Origin of the sequence: Ottowia sp. (assembly GCF_035325765.1) — a bacterium.
Classification (GTDB): Bacteria; Pseudomonadota; Gammaproteobacteria; order Burkholderiales; family Burkholderiaceae_C; genus Ottowia.
The window spans coordinates 17,785-27,099 of the sequence record NZ_DAOKZG010000045.1; the positions used below are offsets into that span (position 1 = coordinate 17,785).

Consider the following 9,315-nt stretch of genomic DNA (forward strand, 5'->3'; position numbering starts at 1 on the left):
GCCTTGGCATGGCGTTCGGGGGCGTGAAGCGCCGCGAGGTCATTTCGTCATGGCCGACCCGCCCGCCGGAGCGCGTTCAGCGCCACTTCTGTTCGTCGAGCTGTTGCTGCTTGAGCGCTGCCTGGGCCTCGCGCAGGCGCGTGTCGACGATGCTGGCCTCGATCAGGTCGCCAGCGCTGCCGCCGGGCCGGCGTGACAGCTCCTGCGCGGCGCGCCAGCGATCGATCGCGCCCTGGTAGTCCATCTCGGCCATGCGCGCCTCGCCTTCGGCGCGCAGTGCGGCCAGCGCCTGGCCTTGCGCCTGCTCGGCCTGCGCCAGCGCCAGCCAGGCCCCGGCATCGCGCGGATGCTCGCTGACCCGGATGCGCAGCGCCGATTCCGCTTCGCGCGCCGCGCCAGTGCGTGTCTGGGCTTGCGCGCGCAGCAGCAGCACGGCACGCGTGGGAACGCCGCCGCGATCCAGCTCGCTCAGCAGCTCCAGCGCGCGCGCGTCCTGCCCGGCCTGCAGCGCCAGCTCGGCCTGCAGCAGGCGCGCCTGCCGCAGCGCCGGGGCATCGGCGGCGACCAGCTGGCCCAGCTCCTGCGCCAGCTCCTGCGCCAGCGCCTGCGCACGCGGCAGCTCGCGCAGGCTGGCCTGCGCCAGTGCCGCGGCGTACAGCGTTGCCGCGCGGCGCGCCAGCGGCAGGTCGGCAAAGCCGGGATGCGCGGGCTCGGTCGACCAGGTGCGCAGCAGGTCCACCCCCGGGCGCGACAGCACGCGCGCCCGCGCCGCCAGCAGCAGGGCTTCGAGATCTGGGCCCCCACGCTCCCCCGCTGCGCGTGGTGCGCTGCCCCCCGAGGGGGCTCGCCCGCCTTGGGACGGCCCGGCGGCGGGGACTTTCTGGCCCCCACGCTCCCCCGCTGCGCGTGGTGCGCTGCCCCCCGAGGGGGCTCGCCCGCCTTGGGACGACCCGGCGGCGGGCGGGTCGCGTGCGAGCACGCCCTGCTGGCGCTGCTGCATGTCGGCGATGCGTTCGGTGGTGAGCGGATGGCTGCGCAGGTAGGGCCAGTCGCCGTTGTCGTTGATGCGCGAGGCGGCCTGGAGCTTCTCGAACATGCTGGCGAAGCCCTGCGGCGCGAACCCGGCCTGCGTCAGGATGCCGAAGCCGATGCGGTCGGCCTCGCGCTCCATGTCGCGCGAGTAGTTGAGCTGCTGCTGGATCAGCGCTGCCTGGCCGCCCACCGCCAGTGCGGCGCCGGCCTGCGGGTTCCTGGTTGCCGCCAGCGCGCCCAGCACCATGGCGGCCAGCAGCATCGGCGTCTGGCGGCTTTCCTGGCTCAGCATGCGTGCGATGTGGCGCTGCGTGATGTGGCTCATCTCGTGCGCCAGCACCGACGCCAGCTCGTCGCTCGAGCCGACCACGCCGACCAGGCCCAGGTGCAGGCCGAAATAGCCGCCCGGCAGGGCGAAGGCGTTGATGGTGCGGTCGCGCCCGAGCAGCACCTGCCAGGCAAAGCGCTCGTCCAGCTCGGCCGGCAGTTCGCCGCGCGCGCGCGCGCCGGCGCGCAGGCGCTGCCAGATCCCGTCGACGTAGTCGCCCAGGATGGCGTCGTCGACGTAGTCCGGGTCGCGATACAGCTCGCGGATGATGGCGTCGCCCAGCTTGCGCTCCTCCAGCGTCGTCATCTGGCCGGCATCGCCGAGCGACGGCAGGCCGCGCGGCGTGGCGACCTGGGCCGGTGCCGGAGCGCCGGCCAGGCCCAGCAGCGCCAGGCCGAGCACCAGCGCCGGGCGCAGCAGCGGACGGCGCCGGCGCGCGCCGGCGGCACGGGAATCGGGTCGGGTGGCGTTCACGCGGAAACGGGCAATGGAAACCAACCTGCCTATGATGCCCAATTGCGCCGCATCGTTCACCCCCGTTTGTTTCCGTTTGCCATGGCCGACCCGCACCCCGACACCCCGCAGCTCACCCATTTCGACGCCCAGGGCCAGGCCCACATGGTCGACGTCGGCGCCAAGGCGGGCACGCACCGCGTCGCCGTGGCCGCCGGCCGCATCGAAATGCAGCCGGACACCCTGGCGCTGATCGCATCCGGCACGGCGAAGAAGGGCGACGTGCTGGGCGTGGCGCGCATCGCCGGCATCATGGCGGCCAAGAAGACCAGCGAGCTGATCCCGCTGTGCCACCCGCTCGCGCTCTCGCGCGTGGCGCTGGAGTTCGAGCTGCAGCCCGCGAGCGCCGGCCGGGCCGATGCCGTGGCCTGCAGCGCGACGGTGGAAACCACCGGCCCCACGGGGGTCGAGATGGAGGCGCTCACCGCCGTCCAGCTCGCCCTGCTGACGATCTACGACATGTGCAAGGCGGTGGATCGCGGCATGACCATCACCGGCGTGCGCCTGCTGGAAAAGCGCGGCGGCAAGTCGGGAACTTACGTCGCGACAGACACTTAGCCACGGCCAGGGCTTCCATCTCCACGCCCGTGGGGCCGGTGGTGAAAGGCTGAGGAAGCGCTGAAAACGGGGTTTTGTCCAACGCTTGTCCAACTGGAGAGCGTATGGCATCCATTCGACAGCGTGCTGGCAAGTGGCAGGCACGCATCCTGCGCAAGGGCTACCCGGCAGAGACTCGCAGCTTCGACACACGGGCACAGGCTGTGCGCTGGGCCCGCGAAGTGGAAAGCGCGATCGATCGACGCGCCTATTGCAACCACAGCGGCATCGATGATCTGCCGCTGCGGGAGCTGATGACCCGCTACATGAGCGAAGTGAGTCCCACGAAGCGCGGCGGCAAGGATGAGGTGATCCGGATCCTAGCTTTGCGGCGTCACCGCATCGCCTCCTACAGTCTCGCCACCGTGACCCCGGCGGACGTCGCGGCACTGCGCGACGAGCGACTGGGGCGGGTGGCTGCAGGCACGGTGATTCGCGAGCTGGCGATGCTCTCGTCCATCATCAATCACGCTCGGCGGGAATGGGGAGCGGTTTCAACGAACCCTTGCGCGCTGGTTCGCAGGCCGCGAGCGCCTCAAGGAAGGAATCGCCTCCTGTCGACTGAAGAGGAAGCGCGGCTGCTCTGGGAGCTCGCTCCCAGCGGACGGCGCAATCCTCTGATGCGACCCTTGGTGATCGTCGCACTGGAAACCGCCATGCGACGCGGCGAACTGCTGGCCTTGCGCTGGCGGCACATCGACCTGGCCCTCCAGGTTGCCCTGCTGGAAATCACCAAGAACGGTGAGGGTCGTGCCGTCCCCTTGTCCCGTCGAGCCGTTGAAACCCTACGACGCATGGGCGAGGGGGAGCCAAGCGATCGGGTTTTCCCGATCGGGGAGGCCGCACTGCATGCAGCATTCAAGCGCGCTTGCCATCGAGCGGGCCTGGAGGACTTTCACTTCCACGACCTCCGGCACTGCGCCGCAACACGGTTGTCAGCGAAGCTGCCAAACGTCCTGGAGCTATCTGCGGTGACAGGACATCGAACGCTTCAGATGCTCAAGCGCTACTACCACCCGAACCCAGCGGCACTTGCAGCCAAGCTGGGCTGAAGGCGCGCCGAAGTCGATACCGGTATGCGCGAAGGCGTCACGTCCAGCCAGGCCCTGCGCACCCAGGCTCTGGAGTGCGAGGTCAAGGAGCTGCGCCGAGCCACCGAGATACTAAAACCGGCCAGTGCGTTTTTCACCCAGGCGGAACTCCACCACTGGCTGGAGTGTGTGGCTTCGTGGACTTGCACCGCCAGCATCATGGGATCGGGCCAATCGGCGGTCCGCTGCCCGGAGGCGCCGGGCACCCTGGAGAACTCGCGAGGTCGTCGAGCTGGCGACCTTGGAATGGGTAGCCTGACTCACGCCAACCAGTCTGCCCAAAACCCCAGGCGATTCACTGGATCGATTTCACCCAAGTACAAATATACAGGGTGGACGGGCACGATCTCGGGGCACGAAAATGCTTGTTCGTCAACTTCTTGTTCCTCTCACTGAGCCCGATAGATATCCACCTTCGTCTCCAGACACTTGCGCAGGCTCAGATCATTTGCACCGACCTCGAACCAACTTCCAGGTCTTTGGTAGAAATCGAGGCCCCGGCCGATCTTGATCACCCATCCGTTGTCGATACGGATCTCCCGATCGTGCATGTTGGGGTTCAGCTTCACTTCGAGTTCAACATCCAGCTCCAGCAAGCTTTGCTTCAGCTCTTCTAGCTTCTCGGCCACGTCTGCCAGGGGCGTTTTGTCGTCGTGTCCGGTGATCAGGGTGATCCGCTTGACAGCACTTACCTTCAGCACTGTCTCGCAGAACCGGACGAAGTTCTGAATCTGGTGCTGCATCCGGATGTAGGGATCTTCGATCACGACGCTCTTGGCGCCTTGCAGGTAAGGCCCGATGATCGACTCGTAGCTGTAGCCGGTGTCCCCATAGAGGATGGTGAAGTGCTGTTCCTGGGGTTCGACGGCACCCTGCGCTGTCTGTGCTTGAGTCGGAGGCGTTGACGCCGATGCAGAGGCAGATGTATCCACAGCATGAACAACCTGCACCTGGGCTGCTTGGGTTGCACTGGCGTCGGCTGCTTGTGCGCCAGCACGGTGCAATCGCCGACGAGCAGGCTCTTGTGTTGCCGGTGCATCCTTCGATTCAGGGCAGAAAACGACCACTTCCTCGCCACTGGCCTTGAAGTAAGAGAGGTTGATCTTCGCAAACTCGTCGTCCGGCTTGCGCTTGTTCATCTGTTCCTTGACACGCCGGCGGCACTCCGTTGCGTAGGCCACGTATTCCTCGAACTCCTCATCCGTCGGAGGGCCATCGGGATGCAGAATCTTCAGGAACGCGCAGACAGTCTTCTTGATACCTTTTTCGTCGCGCCCCTCGATCGCGGGGCCCAGGCGGATGCGCTTGCTCACCTCCTCATAGCGGTTCATGTGCTTGAACTGGTAGTGGAAAGCCTCGGCCAGGTAGTCCGTAATGAAGCCGTAGTTGTGGGTGAGAAACTCGCTGCTGTTCTTCGGCATTTCCCAGCCGGGGATGTAGGCAGCAAAGCGGTCCATCACGGCCAGATCGAGTTCCGGCGGCAGAGGTTGGAACAAGTCGTGCTCGTTGGAATTGACAACCTGCTGTATCGAGACATCGATGTTGCCGACGAAGCTCAAGCTGGCGTCCGCAATCACCTCGGCTCCGCGCGAGAAGCGCCCGTTGGCCATGAAGTCCTTCATGATCTGGATGGTGTCTGGGTCACGCACCTTGATGCCCCCGACCTCGTCAAAGGCCACGGTGTCCCAGAAGCCAACCAACCCCACCTTCCGTCGGGCGTTGTTGTAGAAGAGTGTGGCCTTTGTGGCCTGACCGCCCGATATCAGGGTGGCGTACGGTGAGAACTCGCTGAAGAAATACGATTTGCCAGTGCCACGTGGCCCGAGCTCGATGTAGTTGTAGTTGGGCTCCACCAAAGCGGCCAGGCGGGCGACGAAATGCATCTGCACGCGCTTCGTGAGTTTGCTGGGTTCCAGCCCCACGGAGCGCAACACCGCTGCAAGCCACTCGTCACGCGTGAAGGCCGCGCGCCCCTCTGCGTAGCGGTCAAAGTCGAAACGGGTCAATTGGATCGGACGCAGACCCTCGATGGAGAACGCATAGTCGTCCTCATCGATGTCGTTGTGCGCCAGAGTCACTTCCGCCCAGATGCCGCCTTCCAGCAGGCGATCGTTGTCCCGGTAAAACTTTTCAGCGATGGCAATGCGCTGCGAGTTGAAGTTCTCCAGCGCTGCCCAGTGACGCTTCTCCTTCTCCACATAGCGCACGTGCACCTTGTCAATGAACCGGTGCCTGCCGGTAGTCGCCACCCTGGATTGCGCGGCATTGGCCTCGTCGGGGCGCACATAGTTTTCCTGCAGCGAGGAGAGGACGGCCTCCATGCCGGCATCCATCTCGGCCTGGTCGTTGCTCGCGCAATACTTGGCCAGGAGGAACTCGAGCACGAAGGTCGGGACGTTGGTCCCCTTCTTGATCCGATGCAGCAAGTCCTTCCTCAGCACCTTGCCATCGAACAGCTCGTTGAGCTTCTTGTCGAGATCGTCCATCGAGATCATTCCGTGTAGTCGGTTTCAAGCGTCAGCTCGCTGTACGCAACCAACGTCGTGGGGTTCAACGCCTTGACCTTGAACTTGCCCCGGAAGTCTTCCTCCATGCGCAGTGCGATCTGCTTGCGCTGGCCGGGCATCAAAGTCACGGTTCGGGTCGCTGGATTGACCTCACCTCCCGGTCGCGACTCACCCACCACGTTCCCCTTGCTGTCGTGCGCTTCCAACAAAATCTCCGCGCTCAGGTCTTGCGACAGCAGGTCCGCTTCCAAAGCGATCTCAACCATCGGCAACAGTGTCGTGATGCGTTTGCTACCGCGCTTGTAGCTCAACTCGACGACGACCTTGCGCAACTCCGTTGGCGTGGCACTGTCGAGCCGTGCCACAAGCACCGGCACCACCGATTCAGCCAGCGACGCACCACCGTGAAAATACAGATGACCCGCACGATAAGGCGCCATGCTGCGGGGTAGTGCCGCTTGGGCGAAATCCCCGCGTACACCGAGCTTGTCTGCGCTCACCACCAGGCTGTGCGTATCGGCCGAGCCATTTCCCAGCAGCATTCGATCGTGCGCGTTCACGGGCCAATTTCCTTGTGGCTTCACGCAAACGTCGCCAGGCTCTGCGTGAGCATTCAGGAAGAAGCCGTGATCGGTCACGATCACCGCTTCCTTGAACCCCATGCCACGCAGCTTGTGCAGCGCCACCCGGATGAGCTTCAGCGTTCCGGGAATGAGCCCGAGCGTCGTTTCGGGATTGCTCTCCAGTTGGCTGTCGATCTCGGTGGAGCGCAGGACCAGCAGATCCACCGTTTCGGCGATCTTTGGCTTGCCGCGCACGAAGTCGGCCAGCGTCATTTCGGCAAAGCGGTCTCCGTAGCGCTTGCTCAGAATGTTCATGCGCTGCGCGACGTTGGTCACTGGAGCACCGTCCAGCCTCGGCGTCAGTGATTCGTTCGCGAGTCCCAGGGTCAAACCAGCATGTGCGCCTGGCAGCAGACTCGCCATGCCAACGAGCGTGATGCTGGGCAGTTGCGCAAATGCTGCGCGCAGCTCAACGGGGCCGTCTTCTGCCAGCAGCTTTTCCAACGCCACCCCCAACTCGTAGCGCAACGCATCCACCATCAGGTAAGCCACCTTGCGCCCGCTCTCCTTAAGGCGATCCGCCACCATTCGGTCAAAGACTTCCGCGTTCGCCAGGCGTCCAGCAGGCGGCCAACCCGAACCCTCCAAATGCCGCATGAACACGTTCTGGACCTTCTCGGCCAGACGGCGATAGTGCGTGCGCACATGCTCAATCAGCCGATGCATCAGTCCATGTGGATCGAGCAAGTCACCTGCCGCCTGTTCGAATTCACGCTGCAGCCGATCAACCTCACGCAAACCGAGCAGATAGAAGTCGATCAGCTCAGATTGCGATCGCGCGTGATCGGGCAACTGGCGATCGAAGTCTTCGCATGCCTCGACCAGACTCAGCGCACATCGCACGAGCTCCCACTGGGCCTGGCTTTCACCTTGCCCCATCCACACGGAGTGCTCGCGTCCGGCCAGCACCTTGCGCGTGCCATCAACGTCTCCGCTGACGATCTCCTTGATGGCTGTGCGCAAGAACGTGCGCTCCTCAAATGGGAAGGTATCGCGTTCGCCCAGATCTTCAATCGCCTCGCACAGTGCTGGCAGGTTGAGCTCTGTCTCGATGGCCTGTGCGCGTTCCGTGTAGATCGGGCGTGCATTTGAGCTGCTGCGCAGGCGCTCACACACATCTTCGACAACCGGCCTTGCTTCCCCTGGCGCATGCGGAACGCCCTTCAAGGCTTCGGGCATCGTGACCGGCAAGTCAAAGATGAATTCGCTGAACAACACGTAGCGCCACAGTTCGTCTGCCAGGGCGGACCATGTCTTGCCCCGGGTTTTCAGGTTCAAACCGAGGGTGGCGCGCAGGAATTCGCGCGCCTCTTGCGCCCAGCCTTCCTGACCCTTCAGCGCTTCGGTCTGGCTGCGACTGGGAGCCAGCAGAGCCACCAAGATCTCGCGCGGCGACTCCACTCCCAGCGTGGCGCGCAACTGAGGCCAGTTGACTCCACCGCCGATGGCATCGATCACCGCGAACGCCGGCCCGTCGGGCGAAGCCCCAAACACCCGTCGAATCTCGGTCGCATGGTCTGGCCTGGCGCGCAGGCACAGACTCAGGTAATCGTCGCCGTCATCTTGCGGAAACACGGCGCCACACGCCGCGTACAAGGCAAAGGGATCCAGCTGTTTCTGCTCGTCTGTCTCAGGGCGCTTGGCCGGCACATAGATCAACACGCCCTCCAGCGTCGCCTTGGGCTGCCCGATTTCGCGCAACCCCTGCAACGCTGCCTCGCGGCTTTCGATGCTGCTTTCCGACGCATCGACCACGAGAACGTTGTCACCAGCCAGATCAAAACACTGCTCGCGGTAGCGCAGGTCAGGGTCATAAACCACCAGACAGCCGGACTCCATCAGGCGCGGACGCAGCACGCTTTCCCGAATGAATTCCGCAATCGTCATTTGTGCTCCCGCAGACTCAAGATGGACATCACCTCCTCGAGCATTTTGTCGGTTCGCGCCGTAATGGCGGCCTCGTTCCAATCATCTCGGCTGGCCAAGTCAGCATTCAGGTACAAACCGTTGCGATAGCCAATGAAATCACCCCGGTCGTTCTTACGATCCCGCTTCTTCAAGAATTCCATTGTGCCGAGCTTAGAGTTGTAGCCACTCAGGGTCAGGTTGCCGAGCTGATGTGCACAGCGTTCGCGAATGGCAGCCGCAGTACCACTATGCCCCCCTTCGAGCATCGCCGACCAGCCTGGCCCCAAGTTCTCAGTCTTCGGCAGGATGTGTTCAACAGTGAATACAGGGCGACCATTAGCGTCATGCGCCCAGAGGTCACGTTTGTTTTCCCGGGTTTGATGCATCTCTTCCAGCTTGCAGAGCATGAACCGCGTGGCGTCGTAATTCTCTAGGTACACGTCGCCCTTGAGGCGCGACTCGCAAATTTCCTGCGGAGCTGCCCGTGCCAGCAGCCAATCACTGGTCTGCTGGATGAAGCCGTCCAGCGTTGTAATCTCGCCCCTACGAATCTGCGTCAGCAAATGGCTGACCAATTCCATGAACATCGGGTCGAGTTCGCGGGTGGGCGGCATATCGGTGAGGTTGCGCCAGAAGAACCATTTGGTGAGAAAAACTGCTAAGGAAGGTCTGAACAACCCCGTCTTTTGGCCGGCGAGATCGTAATTGTCCAGGTG

6 protein-coding genes and 1 pseudogene are annotated in these 9,315 nt (G+C 63.8%); 3 read left to right on the forward strand and 4 right to left on the reverse strand.

Features of this window, described 5'->3' with window-relative positions; all coding sequences use genetic code 11:
* Positions 1 to 76: 76 nt before the first annotated feature.
* On the reverse strand, positions 77 to 1,666 hold the full coding sequence (locus PKA16_RS12855; RefSeq protein ID WP_324403690.1) for a M48 family metalloprotease: 1,590 nt from the start codon (positions 1,664 to 1,666) through the stop codon (positions 77 to 79).
* A gap of 249 nt (positions 1,667 to 1,915) precedes the next feature.
* On the opposite strand from PKA16_RS12855, the gene moaC reads away from it, so the two are divergent.
* From moaC to PKA16_RS12870, 3 genes and pseudogenes are all read left to right on the forward strand, one after another.
* The gene (gene moaC, locus PKA16_RS12860; RefSeq protein WP_324403681.1) at positions 1,916 to 2,431 is read left to right on the forward strand and encodes a cyclic pyranopterin monophosphate synthase MoaC; all 516 of its coding nucleotides are present in this window, start codon (positions 1,916 to 1,918) and stop codon (positions 2,429 to 2,431) included.
* A 104-nt stretch (positions 2,432 to 2,535) separates the two neighbouring features.
* A complete protein-coding gene (locus PKA16_RS12865) occupies positions 2,536 to 3,522 on the forward strand; it encodes a site-specific integrase (RefSeq protein ID WP_324403683.1) in 987 nt (328 codons plus the stop codon).
* Positions 3,523 to 3,737, forward strand: a pseudogene (locus PKA16_RS12870) (IS3 family transposase); the annotation flags it as partial.
* A gap of 213 nt (positions 3,738 to 3,950) precedes the next feature.
* Here PKA16_RS12870 and brxL read toward each other — a convergent pair.
* From brxL to PKA16_RS12885, 3 genes are all read right to left on the reverse strand, one after another.
* On the reverse strand, positions 3,951 to 6,047 hold the full coding sequence (gene brxL, locus PKA16_RS12875; protein WP_324403684.1) for a BREX system Lon protease-like protein BrxL: 2,097 nt from the start codon (positions 6,045 to 6,047) through the stop codon (positions 3,951 to 3,953).
* A gap of 5 nt (positions 6,048 to 6,052) precedes the next feature.
* Positions 6,053 to 8,578: a PglZ domain-containing protein gene (locus tag PKA16_RS12880; protein ID WP_324403686.1), complete on the reverse strand. Its 2,526-nt coding sequence runs from the start codon at positions 8,576 to 8,578 to the stop codon at positions 6,053 to 6,055.
* The coding region (locus PKA16_RS12885) for an HNH endonuclease family protein (RefSeq protein ID WP_324403688.1) at positions 8,575 to 9,315 on the reverse strand (741 nt) is incomplete at its 5' end. The genes PKA16_RS12880 and PKA16_RS12885, both read right to left, overlap by 4 nt.

Bases quoted from the DNA above. Each gene is read 5' to 3' on its own strand.
- PKA16_RS12855 (WP_324403690.1), bottom strand. From the start codon at position 1,666: ATGACGACGCTGGAGGAGCGCAAGCTGGGCGACGCCATCATCCGCGAG.
- moaC (WP_324403681.1), top strand. From the start codon at position 1,916: ATGGCCGACCCGCACCCCGACACCCCGCAGCTCACCCATTTCGACGCC.
- PKA16_RS12865 (WP_324403683.1), top strand. From the start codon at position 2,536: ATGGCATCCATTCGACAGCGTGCTGGCAAGTGGCAGGCACGCATCCTG.
- brxL (WP_324403684.1), bottom strand. From the start codon at position 6,047: ATGGACGATCTCGACAAGAAGCTCAACGAGCTGTTCGATGGCAAGGTG.
- PKA16_RS12880 (WP_324403686.1), bottom strand. From the start codon at position 8,578: ATGACGATTGCGGAATTCATTCGGGAAAGCGTGCTGCGTCCGCGCCTG.